Origin of the sequence: Hymenobacter aerilatus, from assembly GCF_022921095.1 — a bacterium.
In the GTDB taxonomy this organism is placed as follows: Bacteria; Bacteroidota; Bacteroidia; order Cytophagales; family Hymenobacteraceae; genus Hymenobacter; species Hymenobacter aerilatus.
On record NZ_CP095053.1, the window covers coordinates 2,120,573 to 2,146,264 of the forward strand.

The following is a 25,692-nucleotide window of genomic DNA, read 5'->3' on the forward strand; positions in this document are numbered from 1 at the left end:
CATCAACCAAGCCCCTAAGTCCCCAAGACCCAAAGCCCTAACAACACCCTAATGATTCACCTATACACCGATGGCTCGTCGCGGGGGAACCCGGGACCGGGCGGCTACGGGGCCATTCTGCGCTTCGGACCGCACGAAAAAGAGCTGACCCAGGGCTTCCGCCTGACCACCAACAACCGCATGGAACTGCTGGCCGTGATTGTGGGTCTGGAGGCCATCACGCGCCCCGAAATGCCTATCACCGTCGTTACCGACTCGAAGTATGTGGTGGATGCCGTGGAGAAAAAGTGGGTGTTCGGCTGGGCCAATAAGCCCGATTTTGGCAAAAAGGCCAACGAAGACCTCTGGCGCCGTTTCCTGAAAGTATACCGCCAGCGCACCGTGCGCTTCCAGTGGGTGCGCGGCCACAACGGCCACCCCGAAAACGAGCGGTGCGACCAGCTAGCTGTGTGGAGCGCCACTCAAGGCAAGCTGCTGGTGGATGAAGGATATGAGCTGATCGAGGCGAGGAAGTAAGGTAACACGTAAAAAAGCGCCTGTGTCATCCTGAGCCTGCGAAGGACCTTCTCACGTAGGAACAGCAGGCGTTAGATAGTTACTGTCTAGCGTGAGAAGGTCCTTCGCAGGCTCAGGATGACAGGCGTGTTTTATTCACCACTTCACAAACTCACAATTTCACCACTCACTACTTCACCGCCTTGCCGCTGGGGTAGGCGTGTTTAGTGTTTGAGGGATGGTAGGTGCTTGGGGTAGGGTGATGGGCACGGCACGGGGGGCAGGCTGTCGCATGGCGCGCAGCGGGGTACGGCTTAGGATGAGCGTGTCTTGTTGCAGGCGGGCTTGCAGAAACTGGTAGAGACGTTGGGCTTCAGCGGGGGTAGGCACGGTATCAGGGCGTTGCCAGGCTACGGCCACGGTGAGCAGGGTATCGGCGCGGAGGGTGTCAGGGGCAATATCGGTTTGGGGGCGAGCTACGCTTAGGCCCGCCACGCGCGGGAAAGCGGCGCGCACCTCACGCAGCACCTGCGCCGCCGAGGGTAGCGGGTTGCTGGCCGGGCTGCTAGTGGTGCGGATGGTAGGCGTGCGCGTAAGCTCGGCTTCCAGCTGCATGTTCTGAAACAGATTGCGGGCAGCTTCCTCGCTTAGCTGTGCTATTTCTTCCTTAGAAATATTCACCCGCGACACCTTTACTTGGTAGTTCTTGAGGTCGCGTTGCTGTAGGCGCTGTTCCATTTGCGCCACTTGGCGAGGCACCACGTTCAGGCCCGAAAAGTATACCCGCACCAAATTAGTCGAATCGGTGCGCATGATGTCCCAGCGCAGCACTTCGTTGCCCTGCGCCCGCAATCCCTCTACCACCACCTCTTTCACAATGCGCCGGTCGCGCTCCTCCCGGTACACACTTACCAGAAAGTAAACGCTGGGGGCCACAATCAGCGCTAGCAGTAGGCCCATAATGATGGTAACGCGGCGCTGCTGACCCTCCTTCACATAGGTGCGTTGCGGGAAGCGCATCACGCGCACAATCAGGTAGGTAGCTAGACTGATAAACGCCGCGTTAATGCAGTACAAGTACAACGCACCCAGAAAAATCGACCAGTTGAGATGCGCCAGACCAAAGCCGGCGGTGCACAGCGGAGGCATGAGCGCCGTAGCAATGGCCACGCCCGGAATGGCGTTGGTCTTGTCGCGGCGTGAGTTGGAGATGATGCCGGCCACACCCCCAAACAGGGCAATCAGCACGTCGAGCAGGGTAGGGTGCGTGCGCGCCAGCAGCTCGGGTGTGGCTTGCCCCAAGGGTGTAAGGCTGAAATAGAGCAAGCTAGCCCCCAAGCTAATAGCTGTAGCTACCCCCAGTTGCTGCAGCGCGTGCCGAAACATGGCAGAATCGTTGATGCCCAAACTCATGCCCACCCCTAGAATCGGCCCCATCAGCGGCGAAATCAACATGGCCCCAATGATAACGGCGGCCGAGTTAGTATCAAGGCCAATGCTGGCTAGCAGCGCCGCGCACAGCAAAATCCAAAGCACTGAGCCGCGCAGCCCAATGTTGGCTTCGATTGCTTCGATGGTGCTGCCAATGGACGCGCCAGTACGCAGATTTAGTAAATGGAGTAGACGCCGCAGCATAAGGGAACTTTGGGTGGGAAAGAGGATGGTAAGACCAGCATACGAAAAGCTCGACAGGAAAGCTGCTCTCTATCTTTGCACGTACTTCCAGCGTTCAACCCTCATGGCCAACTCCTATTTTCAGTTCAAGCAGTTTCGGGTGGAGCAGGCGCAATGCGCTATGAAAGTGTGCACTGATGCCTGCGTACTGGGCGCCGTGGCGGCCGTAACTGGCGCCCAGCGCGTGCTGGATATTGGCACCGGCACCGGCCTGCTGGCCCTGATGACTGCCCAGCGCAACCCCTCGGCCACCATTGAAGCAGTGGAGCTAGACCCCGCCGCAGCTGCTCAGGCCGCCGAGAACTTTGCCACCTCGCCCTGGGCAGAGCGTTTGCGTGCCTACCCTGTTAGCCTAGCCCGCTTCGCGGCTACCTATCCCACTCCCTACGACCATATTCTGTGCAACCCGCCCTTTTTTCGGGAGTCGCTCCGCTCACCCAATGCGCAGCGTACCACTGCCCGCCACACCGCCGACGACACGCTTACCTTCACCGAAATCAGTCAATTTGCCGCTGGTTTTCTAACTGAACAGGGTACTCTTACGGTACTCCTGCCGCCACCCGAGATGCTATACTTCGAGCAGGCCGCCGCGGCTGTAGGCCTCTACCCTACCACCCGCCTAGCCGTACACCACCGACCCGGCAGCCGGGCGTTGCGCCACATCACAGCGTTTGGGCGGCAGCCGCAGCCTGTCATTACACGAGTACTATTGCTGCATGATGCTGATGATACTGTGTATTCGGCGGAGTTCCGGAAGTTGTTGAGTGACTTTTATCTGCATTTATAGCCCTATACCAACTGCCGGAGCCGCGCGAGCTTTTCTTGGTAAAATTCGTCGAGCAAATCAGTGCTTACCTGGTCGAACTCGGGGCGGGTGTAGTGGCGGCGCACGGTGCCAGCGGCCAGGATGGTTAGCTCATTGCAGATTTCAGTGAGCGTGCCCAGTAGGTGTGACGTCAGCAGAATACCGGTGCCGCGCGCCCGCAGCCGCAACAGTATCTCCTTCACCAGCAAGTTAGTACCCAGGTCAAGGCCGTTGAATGGTTCGTCGAGAATAAGATAGCGAAAGTCCTGCACCAGCACCGCCAGTAGGGCCAGCTTCTTTTTCATACCGGCAGAGTAGTCTTCGGCATAGGCATCAAGCGGTAGTTCCAGCAACGCATTCCATTCCGTGAAATCCGGCACAGCCCGGCCACGCGCCTGCAAGCAAAAGGTGAGGTACTCGCGACCGGTGAGGCGCGGGTAGAAGTAGGGCTCGTAGGGTAGCAGACCCGTATGCTGGCGCAGGCTGAGGCCAGTGGTTTCGCGCACGGTGCCGCGGTAATCGGCAATCAGCCCGTAGATGCAGTTCAACAGCGTGGTTTTGCCGGCCCCATTCACCCCTACCAACCCATGGATGGTACCAGGGCGCAGGTCGAGGCTGACGTGGTGCAGCACGGGCTGCGCGTCGTAAGCTTTATATAAGTCGCGAACTTCAATCATAGCGAAAAGCGGCCAACCGCCGTCGGCTTTTGTTCAGTAAAACAGGAAATGCCGCTACGAACAACGCCCCGTACACGGTATTCAACACAATCAGCAAGCCCAACACTACGACGCCCATTTGGATGGTGCGGCTTAAAAAATCATTGGGGTAGAAAGCGTATTTGGCAAGCAACGCGTTTCCCAACACGGTGAGGCTCCACAATAGCATTCCCAAAGCGCCTACCCAGGTAGCAGGTCCTGCCGCCATAACCGTTAGGAAAGGAGCCGCCGTGAGCAAGTAGTAAGCCCACAGCAGCCACAAGCGTCGTCTGAGAAAAGCACCTACCCCGCGGGCAACCAGTAGCACCATGGTAGATGGCTCGGCCGTGCCATAGCAACTTAGCACCCAGAACAGCCACAGCACCGCGGCACCGGCTGCTACAATAGGTTGCTGATGTTGCCACACAGCCACGCTCAGCAGCCCCAGCCACACTACCGTGCCGCCTCCTTGTCGCCAGCCTCCTACCCACTCAAAAGCCTCAGCCCGAAACAGACTACTTCTACCCCGTTTACGCACCCGCACGGCCGGAATCGGCAGCCACGGCACCGCAGCAGCAGCTAGCCCCACCAGTACAGCGGCGCCTACCCTGCCATGCGCCAGCAGCACTACCGCGGCCGGGCTCAGCAGCAGCGCATACTCCGCGGCCAGCCACTGCCGAAACGTGGGGGCCACCGCTTGCAAGAAATGCAGGTCGTTTCGTTGCCAATGCGCACTGAGGCACAACCACATACCCATTATCGGCACTACCCACTGTCCTACTGTATGGTGCGCTGCCATAAGCAGGGCTTTGCTAGTCACCGCCAGTAGCATCGCCCCCAGCAGTAGTATTCGCCACCAGCCTAGCTCTAGCAGGTGGCGCCTCAACACCCGCAGGCGCAGACGGAGATATGCTTGCATAACGCTTACAACGGCCGATTGCAGCTTCTATATATACAATAGATTCTATTTAATGTGTAGTAAAGGAGTGGCTGTTTGCGGCTTCAAGGTCGCAGTTGTCAGCCAAGTAGCGCTGATGGGCTGATGTGCGGTGATGCGTGCAAAACAATTATTAACCGGCCGTCAGGCGTCTTTCTACGCCTTCCAGAAAGCTAATTTCATATGCTGCCGCCAGCTCGTGCAAAATAGGCTCGTAGATATCGGCCTGTGTAGGAATCACGATACCATATGCGGCAACGTGCCCGGTGGCCAGCCGGCGCACGGCCATACCTAGTGGCAGCCCTACCGTCTTGGCCATGGCGGTGTGCGTGGCATCATCGCCTAGCACTACTAGCGAGGCAGTGTTACTGTATACCACTCCCGCTATTTCATATTCAAACTGATGCTGCATCACCACCATGTCGCGGTCGTGTGGCTGGAGCGCCCATTTTTGCAGTAGTAAGTGCTCCAAAAGTTGGGCCGGCGTGGCGTTGGCGAGACCTACCGGCTCGGGCGAGAAGATGCCCAGCCACGTTAGCAGTTGCATTTCGGGGCTATTGGGTGCGAACTGTAGGTAGGTAGCGGCCTGGTCAGCTACCGACTCGTGGGGGGTAGGCAGGGCGTGCAAGCAGCCCGCCACCACCTCGCTCCACGGCAGGGTGGCAGCGTTGCCCAGGCGTACCGAGTCGTCGGTGAGGCCCAGCTGCACCAGCGCGTGCCAGGCAGCGCAGTAGCCGGGGCGACGCAGGGTGCCGCGCAGCATAGTCGGAATATCGGTGAGGCCATAGAGGGGACGGTAGCTGAGCGAGTCGCGGTTGGGGTAGCCCTCGAAGTCGCCGTAGCCAGGCACACTAATAGGCTCCGTGCGGGCAAACAGCTGATGGTAGGGCACCAGCCGCAGGCGGCCATTTTCGATGTACTGCGCCGTGCTCTGGCCGGCCAGCACCACGTTGCGCGGATTCCAGGTGAACTTGTAGCGCCACGGGTTGTCGTCCTCTGAATCGGGTGCCAGCAGGCCGCCGCAGTAGGATTTGAAGCTGGTGAGCCATCCGCCCCGCGCCCGAATGGCATGGATGGCCCGCATGGCCGACATATGGTCCAGGCCGGGGTCGAGGCCGCACTCCATGAGCAGCGTGACACCCGCGGCACGGGCCTCGGCGTCCAACGCACGCAGTTCAGGCGTGGCATAGCTGGCCGTGGCTAGGTGACGACGGTGGCGCAAGCACACCCGTGCCACCGCTGGGTGCAGAAACGCGGGCAGCATCGAAATGACTACGTGGTGCTCCTGTACCAGCTCATCGAGGTGGGTAGCATCGTCGGTGGAGAAGGGCACGGCGCGGGCGTAGGCGGCGTGCGCGACCAGCACAGGTACTAAGGGCGTAGGGTCGAGGTCGGCAATGGTGAGCTGCCAGTTTTCCTGGGGTGCGTGGCGCAGCAGATAGGCAATGAGCGCGGAAGCCGAGCGGCCGGCGCCAAGCAGCAACAGGCGAGTGGGGTAGGTCATGGCGGAAGGTTCGGGTGTACTGTCAAAGCTAATAACTCCGGGAATTTCCGTCGGCTGGCCCGATAGGCGGTCTGCCATTCGCCCTACCCCTAGCGCAGTTCAGCCGGTTGCGTTACCGTTCGCTGAAAAACAGTTCTTCCTGGCCAAAAGGCCTGCTAGGTTTGAGACATCAATCGCACCACAAGACTCCTCTACCCCTACCACAATGAACCTGATTGCTCGCCTCCGCCCCTTCTGCGCTGCCCTACTCACCAGCGCCACACTCCTCGCCGCCGCACCCACCTCTACTGCCTCGGTCCCTACCCTTCTAGCAGCCGATAGCCCAGCCGCCACGCACCCCAACTTCACGGTGCGCGTGGTGGGCAAAGGTCAGCCCATGCTCCTGATTCCTGGCCTGACCTGCCCCGGCGCGGTGTGGGACGAAACCGTGGCCCACTATCAGAAACAGTATCAGTGTCATATCATTTCCGTCAATGGATTTGGTGGCACCGCCGCCCCAGCAAGCACCGAGCACCTGCTCCAAAACGTGCGCGACCAACTCCTGACCTACGTCAAAACGCAGCGCCTCCACAAGCCGGTAGTAGTGGGGCACAGCCTAGGCGGTTTCTTGGCGCTCTGGATGAGCGCCACCCAGCCCGACGCCATGGGGCCGCTGGTGATTGTAGACTCCCTACCCTTTCTCTCGGCCGTGCAGAACCCTATGCTCACCGCCGAAGCCGCCAAACCCATGGCCGAAGGCGTGCGGCAGCAAGTGAGCCGTGGCAAAATGGACGCCGCCACTGCCCGCCAGATGTCGGCTAGCCTCATGACCGACACGGCCCGCATCCGGCAGGCCACGCGCTGGAGCGTAGCTTCTGATCCGGCTACCGTCGGCCAGGCCATGTACGACATGTATACTACCGACCTGCGCCCCGATGTGGCCCGCATTCAGCAGCCGGTGCTGGTGCTGGGCGCCTGGGCCGCCTACAAGGCCTACGGCTCTACCAAAGAAAGCACCCGCGCCATTTTTGAGCAGCAGTATGCTAAGCTGCCTCAGCACCAGATTGAAATGTCGGAGGCCGGCAAGCACTTTCTGATGTGGGACGACACGCAGTGGTTTCTGGCACAATCGGATGCTTTTCTGAAGCAACACGCCGTGGCCCGCAAGTAAAAGGCCGTCATGCTGAGCTTGTCGAAGCATCTCTACCGCTTCGACAAGCTCAGCATGACGGCCTAATTTGCCTGGCTCCCCCTCTCCTTTTTTGGAGAGGGGTGAGGCGACCCGTTGCTACTCTCTAAAAATCAGAGTAGGCTACTGGGTGCAGAAACTGGATGTCGATGTGCGACACGTTGTTTTGGTACTCCGGCAGGGCGGAAAGCTTTTTCCAGTCAGCCGACTCGCCGAACTGTTTCCAGTGCGCGTCGCGGGCAGCTTTATTGTCGAAGGTGGTCATGTACATCAGGTTGGGCATGTGGCCGCCCGCCAGCACCCGGCCATAGAACACGGCATTGAAGCCCAAGCGCTTGAATATCCCTACTTCGTCGCCCTGCACAAACATCTGCACCTTGTTGAGGTGCTGGGCCTGAGTGGCGCTTTCGTAGCTACGCAGCTCGTAGATACGCTCCGGCCGCGAGCCAGTGAGGGGCGGCGTCTGGAGCTTGAGCGGATCGGCAAACGACTCCAGCAAAATGGTTTCCAGGCGCGTGTAGGGTGCTTGATTGTGGGCCGCCTGCCAGTATTGTTGACCAGCAGCGCCGTACACCGTTGGCTTCTCCAACTGCGTCGTCAGGCGCTGCCACTGTTGCAACGACTGGCAGGGCACCAGCACCAGCAGGCGCCGGTCAGCAGTAGTGTCGTTGCCAACGGGCTCAAACACACCGACCTTCGGCACACCCAGCCGGTGCAGCGCTGGCAGGTAGGCATCGCGTAGAAAGGCCTCTACCTGCTGCTGTTGCTGTTGGTCGCGCAGGTGATACACTTGCAGCTGATACAGCTCGCGGCCCGCGGCGTGCGTGGCGGCCGCGCTCAGCAGCATACCAGCCAGCAGCAGAAACCGCTGTACTATGGAAGAGAATTGTGGAGGGAAGAAGAGTTTCATGGATACAGTACAGGGTGGATGAATGACCTAAACATACCGCAAATTCAGCAACGGCTAGCAACGAGCAACGGTGCTTTCTCCTAATCTTACACAACGTTTTTTGCCATGACCGCTTCAACCTCGTCCTTAGCGCAACAACGTACACAGTTTGCTAGTCGGCGCCTGCTAGCCATGCCCCTGGCGGGTACCCTGGCCTGGGCCGTGGTAGGCGTGGCCGGCCTCACTCTGTCGTCACCTTTGCAATTAGTCTGGACATTGTATTTGAGCACCGGTAGCATTGTGTATTTAGGCATGTTTTTCTCACGATTTACGGGCGAGCATTTCTTGGACCGTACCAAGCCCAAAAACGAATTTGACACCCTATTTTTCAGCACAGTGGCTATGTCACTGCTAGTGTACGCTCTTGCTATTCCTTTCGCGCTGACTGATTACACTTCTTTGCCCCTCACCGTAGGCGTCCTCACGGGGCTAATGTGGCTGCCCCTGTCCTGGATTATCCGGCACTGGGTAGGCGTGTTTCATGCTGTGGCGCGCACGGTGCTGGTGCTGGCGGCTTGGTATGCATTTCCGGCCCAGCGGTTTGTCATTATTCCGTTTCTCATCGTGGGGCTGTATGTTGCAACCATCCTTATACTAGAGTACCGCTGGCGTGCCGTACGGCAACAAAGCGCGGATAGCGAGCTTGCCTAGCCTAAGTAGATTCTACCCATCCTTGCGTTACACTATGTCTGATTCCGCTATATCTAGTCGTCGCCAGCGCTGGTATTGGGGCTTGCAACTCACTGGCTGGGTGCTCTACGCCAGCATGGGTCTGCTAATGATCCACTTATTTGCCGCGAAGGTTGCCATTACGGGCCATCTGTTGGCTATCCAGGCAGCCATGGCAGTAGTGCTGTTGCTCACCAGCCACGCGTTGCGCACCTGGCTACAGTGGCGCCATTGGAAACAACTGCCTGCCCTGGCCTTGCTGTGGCGCCTGGTCCTGGCCAACGGGGTAGCAGCCGTGCTCAGCCAGTTGGTGTTGGGCGTCATCATTGCTTTTCTGATTCGGCCGCCCGCCAGCATGGGGGGCTTAGCGGGCGGCCCGCAACTGGTGGGCTACATCCTGCAAACCTACTTCGTACTCTGGCTCTGGACAGCCTGCTACTTTGGTCTTCACTACCTCGACCGTTACAAGCAGGCCGAGGTAGACAAATGGAAGCTGCACGCGGCCGTTCGGGAAGCGGAAATGAGCACTCTGAAAGCCCAGATCAACCCGCATTTTCTATTCAATGGCCTCAACAACATCCGGGCGTTGGTGATGGAAGACCCCGCCCGTGCCCGCGCCATGATGACGCACCTCTCCGATTTGCTCCGCTATTCCATCCAGCTCAACGGCACCGAGCAAGTGCCGCTGGCCCGCGAGCTGGAAATTGTGGAGCATTACCTGCAACTGGAAGCCATGCAGCTGGAAGAGCGCCTGAGCTATACCCTCGACATCGACCCCGCTACCCTGGCCGTACCCGTACCGCCCATGACGTTGCAGCTGCTGGTGGAAAATGCCATTAAGCACGGCATTGCGCCCCGGCCCGAGGGCGGCAGCATTACCGTTTCGGCCCAGCTGGCTGCTGCGGGCACACAGTTGCATATGCTAGTACGTAATACAGGCTGCTACCATCCGCCCGCGCCCGACCATACGGGCATTGGCCTGCGCAATGCCCGCGAGCGGCTCGCCCTGCTCTTTGGCCCCACCGCTACCCTCACGCTCGCCAACGACCCAAACGCACCCAGCCAGGTACTGGCCCACGTGCAGCTACCTGTAGCCGCCGCCCTACCCTTCCACTCCACGCCAGCTGCGGCAGTTAGTGTATAGCTAGTTTTTGCGTTATGAATATTTTACTAGTTGATGATTCGCGCCTGGCGCGCCAGGAGTTGCGCCATTTGTTGCAGGCCCACCCCGAGGTGACGGTGGTAGGCGAAGCCCGCCACGCCGCCGAGGCTCGCCAATTCCTACCCACGCTCCGCCCCGACGTGCTCCTGCTCGATATCCACATGCCCGGCGAGACTGGCTTCGACCTGCTGGCCTCGCTGGATGCGGCCCCGCACGTCATCTTCACCACTGCCTATGATGAATATGCGCTGCGTGCTTTCGAGGTGAATGCCCTAGACTACCTGCTGAAACCCGTGCAGGAAAACCGCTTGGCCGCGGCGCTGGCTAAAGCCCGCACGGCCCTCGTGCCGCTCGAAATTACCTTACCCATCTCCGTACCTGAGCCAGCCCCTACCCTGCTCACCGAGCACGACCAGGTGTTTGTGAAGGATGGGGAGCGGTGCTGGTTTGTACGGCTGGCCGATATCCGGCTGTTTGAAATCAACGGCAGCTACACCCAAATATACTTCGAGCAGCACCAGCCCCTCATTCCGCGCACCTTGCAGCACCTAGAGCAGCGCCTCGACCCGCGGGTATTTTTCCGCGCCAATCGCCAGCAGATTATCAACCTGAAGTGGATTACCGGCATCGAGCCCTGGTTCAGCAACACGCTCAAAATCCAGCTGCGCGAAGGACCGGAGGTGGAAGTCTCGCGCCAGCAGTCGGCCCGTTTCCGGGAGTTGATGAGCTTGTAGTGCGGAGGAAAATGATTCCGAAACGTCATGCTGAGCGCAGCGGAATTGAAGCATCTCGCGTGCCTTGTTAATCTCAATCGTTCGGGAATTATCGGGAGCACGCGAGATGCTTCTACTCCGCTGCGCTCAGCACAACATTCTAAGAGTCGAACCAAATAATCGACAGATAATTGTATTTTCGCCGCCCCTCTTTACAATCGGGGCCGCAGTTCGGCGCCGTCACTTCTTTTGCCCTGCCGATGGCTCATTCCCTGCACCTCACTATCACTGTCGACGTACTAGCCTCGGAGGCGGAGCTGACGCCTGCTGAAGCTGCTGTATGGCAGGCCGCCCGCGCCGCTACCAATCATGCCTACGCACCCTACTCACATTTCCATGTAGGCGCGGCGCTACTGCTGGAGGATGGGAGTGTGTTTCGGGGTAATAACCAGGAAAATGCTGCCTACCCCTCTGGTCTTTGCGCCGAGCGCACGGCTTTGTTCGGCTGGGCAGCCAGTCAGCCGATGCAGCGCATTGTAGGTATGGCTGTGGCTGCCCGCCCTGCCAACGGTGAGTTTACGCTGGCTTGGCCCTGCGGCGCCTGCCGCCAGGTGATGACCGAGTACGAGCACCGCCAGCAGCACCCCATTCCACTACTCCTACCCGGCCCCGACGGCACCATTTACCGCTACCGTAGCGTGGGCGACTTGCTGCCGTTCAGCTTCTCAGCCGACAACCTGCCCAATCCGCATTCTATTGTCTAACGCGCTCCTTGTGACTGCTCAGGAACATCACCTTCGCGTTCAAAGCACGGCGCGCTTTTATCAAGTAGGCATGCCTGGCCCCACTACGCGCCGCGTGTGGGTAGTATGCCACGGCTACGGACAACTGGCTGCTTATTTCATCCGGCATTTTGCCTTTCTCGCCGAGGAAGACCCCACCACAGTTGTATTGGCGCCCGAGGGACTTTCGCGCTTCTACCTACAAGGTACCAGCGGCCGCGTAGGCGCTACCTGGATGACGCGTGAAGACCGCCTCACCGAAATTGAGGATTATGTGGCCTACCTCAATCAGCTCTCGGATACCATCTTAGCCCAATGCCCACCCGAGGTGCAAGTGCTAGTCTTAGGCTTTTCGCAGGGTGCCGCCACCGTGAGCCGCTGGCTGGCCCACGCCCCCTTCCAAGCGGCGCGGCTAGTACTGTGGGCTGGTGCCTTCCCACCCGATATGGACTTAGCAGTGGCTGCTCGCCTACTGCAACAAGTGCCCGTCACGCTAGTGTGCGGCTCTCAAGATGAATATGTTACAGCCGAGGCTGTAGCGCAGCAGCAGGCGGCTCTTCACAGCCTAGGTGTAGAGCCAGAAATCATCTGGTTTGAAGGCCGACACCAGTTGGATAGAACGGTATTGCAGCAGCTCAGTGAAGCTATAAGCTCGCCTACCTTGTAAAACACTTGTCATCCTGAGCACAGCGAAGGACCTTTTTATTCGTGAACGGTTTTCGTACTAACGACTCGTTCACGAATAAAAAGGTCCTTCGCTATGCTCAGGATGACAAACCGTTTTCTACTGTCCTATCCTTTCTGAATAGCAGTAGCCGCGCCTTGTGCTGTGGGCAACAGCAGTACTTCGGCTACATTCACGTGCGGTGGACGCGTCACCATAAATCGGATAACGTCGGCTACATCTTCGGCGCGGAGTGGCTCGAAGCCCTGATACACTTTGTCGGCGCGCTCCTGGTCGCCCTTAAAGCGAACCTGCGAAAACTCGGTTTCTACGGCACCGGGGTTCACCTCGGCCACCCGAATACCCTGGGGTAGTAGATCCAACCGCATGCCTTTCGTGAGCGAGTCTACGGCAGCTTTCGAGGCGCAGTATACGTTGCCGTTGGCATAGGCCTCTTTGCCGGCTATAGAGCCGACATTCACGATGTGCCCCTGCCGGCGGCGGGTCATGGTGGGTAGTACGGCGCGGGTCACGTAGAGCAACCCTTTCACGTTGCCATCCAGCATGGCATCCCAATCCGCCGGGTCGCCATCCTGAATGGGGGCCAGGCCGTGGGCATTGCCTGCGTTATTAATCAGTACATCAATCTCCTGAAACTCGGCGGGTAGGCTGCCAATGGCTGCCTCCGTAGCCTCCCGGTCGCGCACGTCAAAGGTAAGCAGGTGGGTAGGCGCGGGTGCTAGCTGCTGCGCCAACTCCTCCAATTTCTCGCGTCGGCGGCCCGTGAGCACCAGTTGGAAGCCAGCTTCGGCCAGCACCACCGCCGTAGCTCGGCCAATGCCCGACGAAGCGCCGGTAATCAGAGCAGTTTTCATTACTATCACTAGTTAAATAGCTGTATGGCAATTGTATGTTTGAAAAGAACGTGTCATGCTGAGCGAAGCGGAGCGAAGCGGAGCGAAGCGGAGCGAAGTCGAAGCATCTCTACCGTGAGTAATTCATTTACTACCAGTAGAGGTGCTTCGACTTCGTTCCGCTGCGCTCAGCATGACGCCTACTTATCCTTTCCTATTCAAAATTCAAGTAGAGCGTCACGGTGTGGCTGCTCATCCGTTGCAGGCTAGTGTTGTACACATCGGTTTGGCCTTGCTGTTGCTGAATGTTGCGCAGGCCATGCGAGAAGCGCAGCTCCGGCGCAAACTTAAATAGGGGATAAAACAGGTCCAACCCTACCCCGTACTCAATGGCTAGGTCCGTTTTGTTGACACGTAGCAGGTTGTTTTCCGGGTCTTTGATGCGGTTGCCCACGTTCACGCTCGGCTTGATACCGCCTACCATGTACAGGCGGGTGTTGCGCCGCCGCTGCGAGTGAAACTTCAGCAGAATAGGAAAATCCACTTGTGTGGTTTCCACTTCCTGGTTTTGAATTTCGCTGGGCATGTCCGGCACGTTCGGGTCAGGCGTATAGCCGAAAGGCTTAAACTCCACCCGACGCGTCATAAAGCTCACACCCGGCGCAAAGCGCAGGCTCAGAAACTCCATTAGGCGCGCATCGCCTACAAATCCCACCGAAAAACCGGGACTATTGATGGCGTTGGCCGTCACTCCCAGGCCGCTACCCCGCCGGTCGATGTAGGCTTGCGTATGCTGAATGCGGTAGCCGGAGAAGTTTGGCGCGATGTAGAACCCTGGGTGAAACCACCGGTCGTTGTAACCGGGCAGGTTGTTGCTGGTTAACGATTTCACTTGGCCGCGGCGGCCGCGGCTAGCTTTGGTCAGGCTTTTTTTCTGGGCATATGCCCCAAAAGGTACCACGGCCGCCAGAACGGCCGCCACGGCCACCCGGCCTATTTGTGCGCGGTATAAATGGAGCTGATGCCGAAAGTAAGTGGCTGCCATGCGGGGGTAGTAAATCCAACCTGTGAAAGAATTGCCAGAAAATCCGGGCCATCGGGAAACGCCTGCACCGACTCGGGCAGGTAGGTATAAGCCGACTGGTCCTTGGAAATCAGCTTGCCAAACACGGGCAGAATGTGCTGAAAATAGAAATTGTACGCCTGCTTCATGGGGAAGGCCGTGGGTTTGGAAAACTCCAGAATCACGAGCTTGCCACCGGGCCGCAGCACCCGACGCATCTCCGTCAGGCCCTGCTTCAGGTTTTCGAAGTTGCGCACGCCGAACGAAGCCGTTACGGCATCAAAATGATTGTCCGGAAACGGCAGGTTCTCGGAGTCGCCCAGCTCCAGCTTAATGCGGTTGGTGAGACCCTTAGCCTGAAGCTTGCGTCGCCCTACCTCCAGCATGCCTTCCGAGATATCTACGCCCGTTACCTGCGCGTCAGGTGTGGCGGCACGCAACGTTTCAATGGCAAAATCGGCGGTGCCGGTCGCAATATCCAGGATTCGAGCCGGACGTAGCTGCTTCAACTCACCTACTGCCTTGCGTCGCCAATAGATATCGGTGCCAACGCTCAGAAAGTGGTTCAGAAAGTCATACTTGCCGGCGATGCTGTTAAACATGGTAGCTACCTGCGATTTTTTGCCGGCAGCATCGTCTTTGTAGGGAACAACGGACATATCAAGTGCAGAAACGAAGTAAGGGGCGCTGAATTGCTCAAACATAACGCCCCAGCGCGGATAAAGTTGGGATACGGCTTAGCCACCGCTACAGCCAGCGCCTGTAAACCAAACGGGCCGGGCATGATGCCCGGCCCGCGTCGTTGGCAGCCAGCAGCTTACTCGTTGCTGGTTTTCACTTTGGTTTTTTCGCCGGTAGCGGTTTTCGCTTTCGCGTCGATGGTACCGTCCTGTGTAACGGTTTTTGACTTGGAGCCTTCCGGACCTTTGGTTTTGATTTTCACCTTGTCCGAATCCTCGTCTACTTTCACCTTCACCTTGGTGCCGTCGTCAAGCTTCACCGTGTTTTTGCCGGGCTCAAGGGCGGCGCTGGTTCCACCGGGCGCCGGGTTCAGGGGCCGGGTCATACGGGGCTGCGAGCTGGGGCTCATCATAGCACCGCCACCTGAGTTGGTGCTGGTACCCGTGCCGTTCATTTGCGGCATGGTCTCACCCTCACCCAAAATCACGCGGAACTCGGTGCGGCGGTTTAGCTGCATGTTCTCCGGCGAATCGTTCGGGGCAGCCGGACGACGCTCACCGTAGCTCACCGTCACCATACGGGTTTCTGCCACGCCCTGCTTCTTCAGATAGTTATAGGCAGCGTTAGCACGATTCTGACCCAGTACCATGTTGTACTCGTCGGTGTTGCGCGAGTCGCAGTTACCTTCCACCGAAATGTTGATGCCAGGATTCGCTTTCAGAATACGGGCAATGTTGTTCAGCTCCGTAATCGACTCCGGCCGCAGGTTATACTTGTCGGTATCGAAGTAGATTTTGTTGAACGCGAATTGCGACGTGGTATCTACGTACGGTACGTAGAAGTTCTTCACAATAGTGGTAGAGTCGTTGGTGGAAACAGGCACCTCAAACTCCTGCGTTTCAATATTTTTGCCGTCTTTCGACACGGCTACCTGATAGGTACGCCCCGAAAGTAGGTTCACCTGGTAGTCGCCGGTGCCGGGCTTGGTTACATCGCGGTAGCTCAGGGCCGTGTTGTCGGCCTGCTTACCACTGAATACCAGCTCTACACCCGGAATCACGGAGGCGCTGTCGCGGGCCGAGAACACCTGACCACGGATGGTTACGTTCTTGATATAGTTGATGGTGTAGATGTCCTTCTCACCGTAGCCCCCGATGCGGTAGCTGGAAAGGTAGGCATAAGTACCATCGGGGCTGAGGCGATAATAAGTGTCATCATCGGGCGTGTTGATGGGGTAGCCCATGTTTTCGGCCCGGCCCCACTTGCGGCCTACTTCGTCCCACTCCGATTTGAAGATGTCGTAGCCGCCCATGGTGTTGTGGCCACGCGATGCGAAGTACAGGGTTTTGCCGTCGCGGCTCAAGAAAGGGCTGTCGTCGTCGTAGGGCGTGTTGATAGCGTTGCCAATCGATTTGGCTGGTCCCCAGTCGCCACCCGGCTGCCGGGTAGAGTAGTAGATGTCCAGCGTACCGTCTTCCGAATACTTGGCCGTTGAGAAGTAAATAGTTTGGCCATCGGGCGTGATAAACGCGTCCGACTCGTACGACTTGGAGTTGATATTGCTGTTCAGCTTCTTAGGCTCCGTCCAGTCGCTACCCGACTTCTCCGAGTAGAAGATGTCGCCATCCTCATCGTTGCGGTACATCAGCAGCTTGGTGTCGTTGTCGAACACCTGGATGGAAGCGTCGTGGCCTTTACCATTGAGTACAGTGCTCAGCGAACGGGGCTTTTCCCATTCATCTTCGTCAATGCGCCGGGCCTCGTAGATATTCTCGTAGTACTGACCATCAGCGGCCAGCTTCTTATCTTTTACCTTACTCTTCTTGGTCTCCGTTACTACCGGCGTCTCGTTCATGTTATCAGAGCGAGACGTGAACAGTAACACTTGGTCGTCCTGCGAGATAACGGGGCTATGCTCCGACCATTGTGTATTGATGGTCGGGCCCAGGTTTTTCACGAAGATATCCTTGGGCGTATTGAACTGCACCTTGGCGTTTTTGCTGTGCTGAATCAGCTGGGCCAGTTCTTTCTTGCGGGTATCCTTGTCCTTCAGGGTTGTATTGTAGGCCTGAAAGTGAGCAATCGCCTCGTCGAAGTTGTAATTGAGGTGGTCAACGCGGCCCAACCAGTACTCCACATCTCTGGAAACGCGTGGTTTCAGCTTCTGTGCCTTATAAATGTAGTCGCTGGCCTTTTCCTTATCAAACGACATATAGGCAATACCAGCCCGAAACAGTGCCAATGCATTGTTGGGATCTTGCGCTAATACCTGCTCATAGTAAGGAATAGAAGCCCGGTAGTTCTCCTGCTCGAAAAACTTATTAGCGGTCTTCAGCTGCTTGCGGGTGCCTTGGGCCAGCGCAGGCTGGGCCATAGCAGCAGCAAGGGCAAAAGCACAAGAGGCCTTTAATAAGCTTTTGACTACGTTGTCCATTTGGGGAGATGTTTGAGAAATAAAAAGGTGCGGTAGCTCGTTTGTGAAATAGCTTCGCCCTGCAAACTTAGTTTTTATTGGGCTGCCTCTTATACTTAAAACCTGCTACAGGGTTAAGGGCAAGCGAATAATTCAGTAGCACTGGTACGACGAAATGGAACTAGTTGTTAGTAACAGTCTGTTGTAGAGCTCCCCCAACAAGCACGTTTGCGGGCAAAGATAGAAATTTTATAATACGTCCTTACTCTTATCCTATCCATTCAAAAATATTGAGAAAAGGGCTGTTAAAGAGGATTGAGACTTCCAAAAAGTATACCTGTTATTTCAAAATTTTGTACAAATATAGGATTATAACAGTATTTAAGAGAAAGTTCTAAAGTTTTTTCTCATCGCTCTCTACTGGCATCCTGTTGTACCTTTGTGGTTTCGCCAAGCTGCCTATGCAAATTCACGACGCTACTTTCCTGGCCAGCAACACACGCCTCGATGCTTGTCCGCCACCTACCCTACCAGAATATGCCTTTATCGGGCGCTCCAACGTAGGAAAGTCTTCCCTTATCAATATGCTGACCGGCCAGAAGGCACTGGCTAAAACATCTTCTACTCCTGGCAAAACCCAGTTGATCAACCATTTTCTGATCAATAAGAACTGGTACCTGGTTGATTTACCAGGGTATGGGTATGCTAAAGTGAGTAAGGTGGCGCGGGCGCAATGGGGCAAGATGATTAACTTCTACTTGCGCAACCGTGAGAATCTGACCTGCTTGTTTGTGCTGCTCGACTCGCGCCTACCCCCGCAAGCCGTCGATCTGGAATTTATGGAGATGCTGGGCACGCAGGGTATTCCCTTCGCTATGGTGTTCACCAAAGCTGATAAGCAGTCGGCTACGCGCACAAAGCAGTTGATTGAAGCCTACTTGGAGAAAATGAGCACGAGTTGGGACGAGCTACCGCGCCACTTCGTTACCTCCGCTGAGTCGAAGGAAGGGCGTGAGGAGTTGCTTACTTTCATTGCCAAAATAAATCAACAGCTGCCCGCAGCACCAGAGAATTCATAATCTGGCTTCTTTCTTGACACTGAGGGTAGCGCGGTCGTTACGTTTCTTTTGATTAGCTGGCCGCTGCTTTCTCCTTCACTGAAACGCTTAGTCAACAACTCGTTTACAGTCAAACGATTATTATAACCTCCATGAAAAAATTCGCTTTTCTTCTGAGCTGTGGCTTGCTGGCCAGTGCAACTTCCGTAGTTGCTCAAACCAAACCCGCTGCCCCCTCACCAGCGGCGGCCCAAACGGCTCCGGCTGGTGGCGTAGCTAAGTCTATTCCGGTAGCCGACTATTACGAGGGTGGCCAGGAAGCTATGTATGCTTTTATAGAGAAGGAGCTGAAATATCCGGTGCTGGCGAAGCGCAACCGCATTCAGGGTACTTGCATTGTGAGCTTTACGCTGAACACGGATGGTACTACCAGCGGCTTTAAACTGGTGAAGGGGGTAGGCGGCGGCTGTGGCGACGAAGCCCTGCGCGTGGCGAAGCTACTGCAATTCAAAAAGCCTGATTACGCGGTGCTCACCAGCCTACCCATCGTTTTCAAGCTCTAACTGCATCTTTGGGCGACCAGCCGGCACCAACTCGTTTGGAATGCTACCTTTGCCGCCTTCTACACCAATCGACTTTACTTCTATGCCCTACGACCTGAAGGAAATTGCCGCTATCAGCGGAATGCCCGGTCTGTACCGCCTCGTGAGCCCTACCCGTACCGGCGTGATTATCGAAGCGCTGGATGGCCGCGGCACGCGCTCCATCGCCTCGGCCCGCAACAAAGTGTCGCTGCTCCAGGAAATTTCTATCTACACCCAGGACTACGACCAGACGGTGCCCTTGACGGAAGTGTTCGACCGGATTCACCAGCAATTCGGCGCCGAGCTGGAACTGACCAGCAAGTCGGACGATCGTGACTTGGCTACTTTTATGGGGAAGATCATTCCGGACTATGACCGCGACCGGGTGTATATGTCGGACATGAAGAAGCTGGTGACGTGGTACGGCATCGTAAGCAAAAACCTGGAATATCAGGCCCCAGCTACCGATGAGGACGACGCTACCCCCGCTACTGACGAGCCCTTGAGCACAGGTGGTGAAATCTCGGCTGATGCGACGGCAACGGATGATGCGGCAACCGCTAACCCCGAGGCTACTGCTCCAGCACCTAAGAAAGGGAAGAAGAAGGCTGAGTAATCGGCTTTTAGACTTTCACTTACACACAAAAGCCCGCTCAGAAAGTGTCTGAGCGGGCTTTTGTGTGAATTACGTGGCTTTTAACTACTCTCTTCAGCGGCCAGCAGTTCTTCTACTTTACTCACTAGCTCGGGTGAGCCTATAAAGAATGGGCACCGCTCGTGCAGGCCTTGTGGCTGAATTTCCAACGTGCGCTGGTAGCCATTGCTGGCTTTGCCGCCGGCTTGCTCTACCACGAATGCCAATGCGTTGCACTCATAAAGCAGGCGCAGCTTACCCGCGGGTGCTTTGCTGGTGGCCGGATACATATAAATACCACCCTTGAGCAGGTTGCGGTGAAAGTCGGCCACGAGGGAACCGATGTAGCGGCCCGAAAACTCCTGCTCTTTGAAATGCGCCACCACCGCTGCCATGCCTTTGCTGAAGTGCTGCGCCATACCCTCATTCACGGAATAAATGGTGCCGGTAGCGGGCGTCATAATGGTAGGGTGCGAGAGCACAAACTCACCCAGCGAATTTTCGTAGGTGAAGCCGTTCACGCCGTTGCCCGTGGTGTATACCAGCATGGTGCTGGAACCGTAGATAACGTAACCCGCCGCTACCTGGTGCGTGCCACGTTGCAGGCAGTCCTGCTCGTTGCCGGCGCTGCCGGTGGGCGAAATGCGCCGGTAGATGCTGAACACCGTGCCAATGCTCACGTTCACATCAATGTTGGACGAGCCATCCAGTGGGTCGATGGCCACCACGTATTTTCCCTTCGTGTTGCCGGTCTGGATCATGCCCTCTTCCTCTTCCGACACGATAGTGCACACCTCGCCGCCATTACGCAGTGCTCGGATAAAACGCACGTTGGCAATAACATCAAGCTTCTGCTGGTCTTCGCCCTGCACGTTGCGGTTGCCGTAGGCCCCGGCAATGTCAATCAGGCCGGAGCGGTTGATTTCGCGGTTCACGATTTTCGCGGCCAGGGCAATGTCGCGCAGCAATTGCGACAACTCACCAGTAGCGTACGGAAAATCTTCCTGCTTGCGCATAATGAAGCGGTCGAGGGTAGTACCAACCGGCAGGGCCAGCTTATCGTGATGATCCATAGAGGGCAGACGAATCGAAAGAAAATAGAGTAAAAGGGAAAGAAAACGATATGCTCAAAAGTACAGGTTTTCGCCTAGCAATGTCTACTGAGGGCCTGTTATCTGCGAATTCAATTTCCGAGCCGCTACTTTTGAGGTATGCACTCACTACCCACCCTAAAGGTCTTTAAGTTTGGGGGTGCCTCCGTGAAGGACGCCCCCGCCATCCGCAATTTGGCCGCCATTGTGCACCTGCACCAAAGCCAAGGGCCGCTGCTGATTGTGGTATCAGCAATGGGCAAAACCACCAACGCCCTGGAAGACATTTTTCAGCGCGCCTACACCGGGAAACCATATGCGGAGGCCTTGCAGGCGCTGGAAGACTACCATCTGCAAACGGCCCAGGAGTTGGTTGAGCCTACCCACCAAGAGGCACAACCTGTCTTGAACGAGCTATTTGCGCAGCTTCGGCAACAACTCAGCACGCTCATACCCGCACAATACGACCAGCAATACGACCAGATTGTGAGCTTCGGGGAGCTGCTGGCTACACGCTTAGTGGCGCACACGCTGGCGGCGCAGTGGCTCGACTGCCGCTCCCTGCTCCGCACCGATAGTACCTGGCGCGAGGCGCGTGTAGACTGGGCCACCACCGAGCAGCAGCTACAGGCCTCCCTACCCCCGCTGCTGGCCCAGGGCTTAGTGATAACCCAAGGCTTTTTGGGCGGCACCGCCGACGGCCGCACCACCACGCTCGGCCGCGAGGGCTCCGACTACACCGCCGCTATTCTGGCGTATTGCCTGGGCGCCGAGTCCGTTACTATCTGGAAGGACGTGGCGGGCCTACTCAACGCCGACCCTAAGTTCTTTGCCGACACGGTGCGCTACCCCGAAATCAGCTACCAGGAAACCATTGAAATGGCGTACTACGGCGCGTCCGTGATTCATCCCAAGACGATTAAACCACTGGCCGTGCGCGGCATTCCGTTGCTGGTGAAGTCGTTTTTGTACCCCACGGCCGAGGGCACACGCGTACACGACTGCCAGCACGGGCTGCTGGCACCTGCCTATATTCGCAAGGCCGACCAGTGCCTAATTTCCTTTGAGTCGAAAGACCTCGCATTTATTTCGGAGGAAAATCTGGAGGTAATTTTTGGGACGTTGGCGCAGGTGCGGCTCAAAATTCATGTGATGCAAAACTCGGCCATCAGCTTCTCGGTGTGCACCGATTTTTCGGCCTACCGCCTGGAGCAACTGCTGAGCTTGTTGCGCGACCAGTTCACGGTGCATTACAACACGGAGCTAGTGCTTTACACTATCAAAAACTACACCTCCGATAGCCTGGAGCGTCTCACGGCAGGCCGTACCTTACTACTGGAGCAGCGCACCCGGCAAACCTTTCAGATGGTGTGCCGCGAGGAGGCGTAGGCGGGGTAGCGCGGCCGGGCTGGCCGAAACAATGTACCATCCCCTGCGCTTTTCACCTTATCTTTGCGGTTCCTATTTCCTGACCAGTGTCGGTTTCTGCGCTTTCTGCTACCTCTTCGCCTACCCCTGCGCATGTGCGCGACCTGCTGACGCGGGCCGGACTGCGCGCTACCCAACAGCGCGTCCTGATCCTGGGCGGACTGCTGGCCCTGCGCGACCATCCTACGGCCGAGCAGGTACACCGCCAGGTAGCCGCCGAGGCCCCTACCCTATCGTTGGGTACGGTGTATAAGGCCTTGGATAGCTTTGTGGTGGCCGGCCTGGTGAAGCGGGTGGCCGTGGCCGATGGCGCGGCCCGGCGCTACGATGCCGACTGCTCGCCTCACCACCACTTGTTCTGCACCGCTACTCAGGAAATCCTGGACTATCGCGACCCGCAGTTGGACCAGCTGATTCAGGAGTTTCTGGCGGCGCGGGGGTTCGAGAACTTCCAGCCGCATTCGTTCTCGCTGCATATCACCGGCGAGAAAATCATTCGCCCTGCCTGACCTATCCCGCCCAACGATTCCCTTGCTTTTTCATTTCTTTTTACCCCCAATCTCCTAACAACATGGCAGTTCTCGTTGGCAAACGTGCTCCTTCTTTCAAGGCTACGGCCGTTATCGACGGCGAATTTGAGGAAGACTACTCCCTCGACCGTTACCTGGGCAAGAAGCACGTGCTGTTTTACTTCTACCCCGCCGATTTCACCTTTGTGTGCCCCACCGAAATTCTGGCATTCCAGGAGCGCCTAGCCGATTTCGAGAAAAAAGGCGTGGCCGTGGTCGGCTGCTCCACCGACTCGCACTTCTCGCATTTTGCGTGGCTGAACACCCCCCACGACCGGGGTGGCATTGAGGGCGTGACCTACCCGCTGGTAGCCGACGCCACCAAAACCATTGCCGCCAACTACGACGTGCTGGGTGGCCACTACGACTACAACGAAGCTGGCGAAATGATTTTCGTAGGCTCGCCGGTAGCGTACCGCGGCTTGTTCCTGATTGATAAAGACGGCATTGTGCGTCACCAGCTCGTAAATGACGGCCCGCTGGGTCGCTCCATTGATGAAGCTATGCGCATGGTAGATGCCCTGCAACACTTCGAGAAGTTTGGTGAGGTATGCCCCGCCGACTGGGAAGAAGGCAAGCAAGGCATGCAGGCTACGCAGGAAGGCGTATCGAATTACCTGGGCCAGCAAAGCCGGTAATTGCTTCTGTATCCGTTGCTTTCAGCAAAGCCCCGGTCCAGTAGGATTGGGGCTTTTTCGTGGGGCGGCCAGAACGCGCTATTTTTGCAGGACAATCAGCGCATTGCTGGTCCTTCTTGTCTGTCCTTTTTGTCTTTACTGTTGAGTTTTCTGTATTCTGTTGCCATTTATCTGTACGGCTTGCTGCTGCGACTGGTGGCTCCTTTTGTGCCCAAGGCGGCGCAGTGGGTAGGTGGCCGTAAGGGCTGGCGAGTCCGCTTACGCGAAGCGCTCCGGCACGAAACGGCCCCGCTGGCGTGGTTTCACTGTGCTTCGCTGGGCGAGTTTGAGCAGGGCCGACCACTGATGGAGGCCTATGCCCGCCAGTACCCCACGCACAAAATCGTGCTCACGTTTTTCTCGCCCTCGGGCTACGAGGTCCGCAAAAACTGGCCTGGCGCGGCCTACATCCTGTATCTGCCGCTGGACACGGCGGCCAACGCCCGCGCCTTTCTGGACCTGGTACGGCCCCGGCTGGCGGTATTCGTGAAGTACGAGTTCTGGCACCACTTCCTGCGGGAATTGCAGCGCCGCCAGGTTCCTACCCTCTGCGTGTCGGCTATTTTCCGACCTGAGCAGGTCTTTTTTAAGCCCTGGGGCAGCTTCTTCCGTGCTATCCTGAGTCGGTTCACGCACATTTTCACGCAGAACGATGCCTCGGTGGAGCTGCTCCGCCAGGCCGGCATTCGGCAGGCCAGCGTGGCCGGCGACACGCGCTTTGATACGGTAGCGCGCACGGCGGCGCAGCCACCTGTTTCCCTACCCCTGGTAGAGGCTTTCCAGGCCGATGGGGTGCCGGTGATGATTGTGGGGAGCAGTTGGCCAGAGGACCTGCCTACCCTCACCCCCTTATTCCAGCAGTACCATCAGGAACTGCGCTTCATTGTGGCGCCGCACGAAATTGGGGAGGCTAATCTGCGGCAGGTGGAGGCGGCGCTACCCGGCCAAGTGGTGCGTTACTCCACTGCCACCCCAACCACCGTGGCACAGGCCCACGTGCTGCTCATCGACAACGTGGGGCTGCTTTCCCAACTGTACCGCTTTGGGCACTTTGCTTACGTGGGCGGGGCCTTTGGCAAGGGCCTGCACAATACGCTGGAAGCAGCGGCGTTTGGCTTACCGGTGTTTTTCGGGCCTACCTACCACAAGTTTCAGGAGGCCGTGGAACTGGTAGCGCTGGGTGGCGCATTTCCGGTGCACTCGGCACAGGAGCTGGAAACGGCCCTACTCCCCCTGCTCCGCAACGAACCGACCCGCCTGCTCGTGCAAGACCTCAATATGGACTATGTTTTTCAACATGCCGGCGCCACCCAGCGCATCATGGCGTGGCTCGATGATAAAGTCGATGTGAAATAAACTGTCATCCTGAGCGGAGCGAAGGACCTTCTCACACTAGCACGAGTCGTTGTTACGTCAGTCGTTCTACTGTGAGAAGGTCCTTCGCTCCGCTCAGGATGACAGTTCACAAATTCAATACTCACAAATTCACTATCTCATGGTAGGTATTGTTGTTAAATCGACGGGCTCGTGGTACGTGGTGCGCGACGCGGAGGCGGGCGCGCTGCACCGCTGCCGGCTGCGGGGTAAATTCAAGCAGAAAGGGCTAAAGGTGAGCAACCCGTTGGCCGTGGGCGACCAGGTGGAATTTACGGTGGAGGAGCAGACCGAGGGGGCAGGCGTGATTCACCACATCGAGCCGCGCCGCAACTACATCATCCGACGCTCGGTTCACAAAACGGAACATTCTCACATTGTAGCCGCCAACCTCGACCAGGCGCTGCTGGTGGTTACGCTGGTGTCGCCGGCCACGTCGTTCGGGTTTATCGACCGATTTCTGGTCACGGCTGAGGCATACAGCATCCCCGTCACGCTTATTTTCAACAAGGCTGACTTGCACGACGAGGACCTGGCCGACTACCAGCAGCAAATTGCCAAAATGTACCAGCGCGTGGGCTACCCTAGCCTGCTCACCTCGGCCCAAAGCGGGGTAGGCGTAGCGGAGGTAGACGCCTTGCTCGATAGCAAAACCACCTTGCTTTCAGGCCACTCTGGGGTAGGAAAGAGCACGCTTATCAATGCCTTGGTACCCGATCTGGACCTGAAAACAGCCGAAATCAGCCAGTTTTCTGATAAAGGCGTGCACACTACCACCTACGCCGAGATGCTGGAAGTGCGCCCTGGCACCTACCTCATCGACACGCCCGGCATCAAGGAGCTAGGGCTGGTAGACGTGCAACCGGGCGAGCTGGCCCACTTTTTCCCCGAGATGCGCGCCCTGCTCAACCAGTGCCGCTACCACAATTGCCGCCATGTGCAGGAGCCCGGCTGCGCCGTTATCGAAGCCGTGGAGAAAGGCCGCATCGCCCTACCCCGTTACGACAGCTACCTAAGCATGCTCCACGACGAAGACAACCGACATTGAG

26 protein-coding genes are annotated in these 25,692 nt (G+C 57.4%); 16 read left to right on the forward strand and 10 right to left on the reverse strand.

Annotated features, from left to right (window positions below):
- Nucleotides 1–51 precede the first annotated feature (51 nt).
- A complete protein-coding gene (gene rnhA / locus MUN82_RS09155; RefSeq protein WP_245096858.1) occupies nt 52–516 on the forward strand; it encodes a ribonuclease HI in 465 nt (154 codons plus the stop codon).
- Between the two features lie 174 nt (nt 517–690).
- Here the strand turns inward: rnhA and MUN82_RS09160 are convergent, their stop codons facing one another.
- On the reverse strand, nt 691–2,130 hold the full coding sequence (locus tag MUN82_RS09160; protein ID WP_245096860.1) for a DUF389 domain-containing protein: 1,440 nt from the start codon (nt 2,128–2,130) through the stop codon (nt 691–693).
- A 103-nt stretch (nt 2,131–2,233) separates the two neighbouring features.
- Between MUN82_RS09160 and MUN82_RS09165 the strand changes: the two genes are divergently transcribed.
- A complete protein-coding gene (locus MUN82_RS09165; RefSeq protein ID WP_245096862.1) occupies nt 2,234–2,956 on the forward strand; it encodes a tRNA1(Val) (adenine(37)-N6)-methyltransferase in 723 nt (240 codons plus the stop codon).
- A gap of 2 nt (nt 2,957–2,958) precedes the next feature.
- Here the strand turns inward: MUN82_RS09165 and MUN82_RS09170 are convergent, their stop codons facing one another.
- From MUN82_RS09170 to MUN82_RS09180, 3 genes are all read right to left on the reverse strand, one after another.
- Nucleotides 2,959–3,651, reverse strand: a complete 693-nt coding sequence (locus tag MUN82_RS09170) for an ABC transporter ATP-binding protein (RefSeq protein ID WP_245096864.1) — start codon at nt 3,649–3,651, stop codon at nt 2,959–2,961.
- Complete coding sequence (locus tag MUN82_RS09175; RefSeq protein WP_245096865.1) at nt 3,644–4,588, reverse strand: hypothetical protein; 945 nt, start codon at nt 4,586–4,588, stop codon at nt 3,644–3,646. The genes MUN82_RS09170 and MUN82_RS09175 overlap by 8 nt, the downstream gene beginning before the upstream one ends.
- 151 nt (nt 4,589–4,739) lie before the next feature.
- Entirely contained in the window at nt 4,740–6,110 is a 1,371-nt protein-coding gene (locus MUN82_RS09180) for a saccharopine dehydrogenase C-terminal domain-containing protein (protein ID WP_245096867.1), read from the reverse strand.
- Nucleotides 6,111–6,315: 205 nt separating this feature from the next.
- Here MUN82_RS09180 and MUN82_RS09185 point away from each other — a divergent pair, with 205 nt between their 5' ends.
- Nucleotides 6,316–7,260 (forward strand): alpha/beta fold hydrolase, encoded by a 945-nt coding sequence (locus MUN82_RS09185; RefSeq protein WP_245096869.1) that lies wholly within the window; start codon nt 6,316–6,318, stop codon nt 7,258–7,260.
- Between the two features lie 124 nt (nt 7,261–7,384).
- On the opposite strand, the gene MUN82_RS09190 is transcribed toward MUN82_RS09185, so the two are convergent.
- Complete coding sequence (locus MUN82_RS09190) at nt 7,385–8,188, reverse strand: NIPSNAP family protein (RefSeq protein ID WP_245096871.1); 804 nt, start codon at nt 8,186–8,188, stop codon at nt 7,385–7,387.
- Between the two features lie 105 nt (nt 8,189–8,293).
- On the opposite strand from MUN82_RS09190, the gene MUN82_RS09195 reads away from it, so the two are divergent.
- The 5 genes from MUN82_RS09195 to MUN82_RS09215 all read left to right on the forward strand — a co-directional run bounded on the left by MUN82_RS09195 (nt 8,294) and on the right by MUN82_RS09215 (nt 12,220).
- Nucleotides 8,294–8,878 (forward strand): DUF7010 family protein, encoded by a 585-nt coding sequence (locus MUN82_RS09195; RefSeq protein ID WP_245096873.1) that lies wholly within the window; start codon nt 8,294–8,296, stop codon nt 8,876–8,878.
- A 34-nt stretch (nt 8,879–8,912) separates the two neighbouring features.
- Nucleotides 8,913–10,040, forward strand: coding sequence for a sensor histidine kinase (locus MUN82_RS09200; protein WP_245096874.1), 1,128 nt, complete (start codon nt 8,913–8,915; stop codon nt 10,038–10,040).
- A gap of 14 nt (nt 10,041–10,054) precedes the next feature.
- Nucleotides 10,055–10,792, forward strand: coding sequence for a LytR/AlgR family response regulator transcription factor (locus tag MUN82_RS09205; protein WP_245096876.1), 738 nt, complete (start codon nt 10,055–10,057; stop codon nt 10,790–10,792).
- Nucleotides 10,793–11,031: 239 nt separating this feature from the next.
- Complete coding sequence (cdd, locus tag MUN82_RS09210; protein WP_245096878.1) at nt 11,032–11,535, forward strand: cytidine deaminase; 504 nt, start codon at nt 11,032–11,034, stop codon at nt 11,533–11,535.
- Nucleotides 11,536–11,605: 70 nt separating this feature from the next.
- Entirely contained in the window at nt 11,606–12,220 is a 615-nt protein-coding gene (locus MUN82_RS09215) for an alpha/beta hydrolase (RefSeq protein WP_245096880.1), read from the forward strand.
- Between the two features lie 125 nt (nt 12,221–12,345).
- Here the strand turns inward: MUN82_RS09215 and MUN82_RS09220 are convergent, their stop codons facing one another.
- The 4 genes from MUN82_RS09220 to MUN82_RS09235 form a co-directional block, all read right to left on the reverse strand.
- Entirely contained in the window at nt 12,346–13,092 is a 747-nt protein-coding gene (locus MUN82_RS09220) for an SDR family NAD(P)-dependent oxidoreductase (RefSeq protein ID WP_245096882.1), read from the reverse strand.
- Nucleotides 13,093–13,285: 193 nt separating this feature from the next.
- Complete coding sequence (gene porT / locus MUN82_RS09225; protein WP_245096884.1) at nt 13,286–14,116, reverse strand: type IX secretion/gliding motility protein PorT/SprT; 831 nt, start codon at nt 14,114–14,116, stop codon at nt 13,286–13,288.
- A complete protein-coding gene (gene ubiE / locus MUN82_RS09230) occupies nt 14,065–14,793 on the reverse strand; it encodes a bifunctional demethylmenaquinone methyltransferase/2-methoxy-6-polyprenyl-1,4-benzoquinol methylase UbiE (RefSeq protein WP_245096886.1) in 729 nt (242 codons plus the stop codon). Before ubiE ends, porT begins: the two co-directional genes overlap by 52 nt.
- A gap of 158 nt (nt 14,794–14,951) precedes the next feature.
- A complete protein-coding gene (locus MUN82_RS09235; protein ID WP_245096887.1) occupies nt 14,952–17,189 on the reverse strand; it encodes an OmpA family protein in 2,238 nt (745 codons plus the stop codon).
- Between the two features lie 500 nt (nt 17,190–17,689).
- Here MUN82_RS09235 and yihA point away from each other — a divergent pair, with 500 nt between their 5' ends.
- The 3 genes from yihA (at nt 17,690) to MUN82_RS09250 (ending at nt 19,486) form a co-directional block, all read left to right on the forward strand.
- Nucleotides 17,690–18,307 (forward strand): ribosome biogenesis GTP-binding protein YihA/YsxC, encoded by a 618-nt coding sequence (yihA, locus tag MUN82_RS09240; protein WP_245096889.1) that lies wholly within the window; start codon nt 17,690–17,692, stop codon nt 18,305–18,307.
- A gap of 131 nt (nt 18,308–18,438) precedes the next feature.
- Nucleotides 18,439–18,849 carry an energy transducer TonB gene (locus MUN82_RS09245; RefSeq protein WP_245096891.1) on the forward strand — a complete coding sequence of 137 codons (411 nt, stop codon included), beginning with the start codon at nt 18,439–18,441 and terminating at the stop codon, nt 18,847–18,849.
- An 82-nt stretch (nt 18,850–18,931) separates the two neighbouring features.
- Complete coding sequence (locus MUN82_RS09250; protein ID WP_245096893.1) at nt 18,932–19,486, forward strand: DUF5606 family protein; 555 nt, start codon at nt 18,932–18,934, stop codon at nt 19,484–19,486.
- Nucleotides 19,487–19,566: 80 nt separating this feature from the next.
- Here the strand turns inward: MUN82_RS09250 and fbp are convergent, their stop codons facing one another.
- Nucleotides 19,567–20,577: a class 1 fructose-bisphosphatase gene (gene fbp, locus MUN82_RS09255; RefSeq protein ID WP_245096895.1), complete on the reverse strand. Its 1,011-nt coding sequence runs from the start codon at nt 20,575–20,577 to the stop codon at nt 19,567–19,569.
- A 138-nt stretch (nt 20,578–20,715) separates the two neighbouring features.
- On the opposite strand from fbp, the gene MUN82_RS09260 reads away from it, so the two are divergent.
- From MUN82_RS09260 to rsgA, 5 genes are all read left to right on the forward strand, one after another.
- On the forward strand, nt 20,716–21,984 hold the full coding sequence (locus MUN82_RS09260; protein WP_245096897.1) for an aspartate kinase: 1,269 nt from the start codon (nt 20,716–20,718) through the stop codon (nt 21,982–21,984).
- Between the two features lie 86 nt (nt 21,985–22,070).
- Nucleotides 22,071–22,532 carry a Fur family transcriptional regulator gene (locus tag MUN82_RS09265; RefSeq protein ID WP_245096899.1) on the forward strand — a complete coding sequence of 154 codons (462 nt, stop codon included), beginning with the start codon at nt 22,071–22,073 and terminating at the stop codon, nt 22,530–22,532.
- Nucleotides 22,533–22,594: 62 nt separating this feature from the next.
- Nucleotides 22,595–23,230: a peroxiredoxin gene (locus tag MUN82_RS09270; protein WP_245096901.1), complete on the forward strand. Its 636-nt coding sequence runs from the start codon at nt 22,595–22,597 to the stop codon at nt 23,228–23,230.
- Nucleotides 23,231–23,359: 129 nt separating this feature from the next.
- Nucleotides 23,360–24,625 (forward strand): 3-deoxy-D-manno-octulosonic acid transferase, encoded by a 1,266-nt coding sequence (locus MUN82_RS09275; protein ID WP_311136435.1) that lies wholly within the window; start codon nt 23,360–23,362, stop codon nt 24,623–24,625.
- Between the two features lie 139 nt (nt 24,626–24,764).
- Complete coding sequence (gene rsgA / locus MUN82_RS09280) at nt 24,765–25,691, forward strand: ribosome small subunit-dependent GTPase A (protein ID WP_245096903.1); 927 nt, start codon at nt 24,765–24,767, stop codon at nt 25,689–25,691.
- Nucleotide 25,692: the final 1 nt, after the last annotated feature.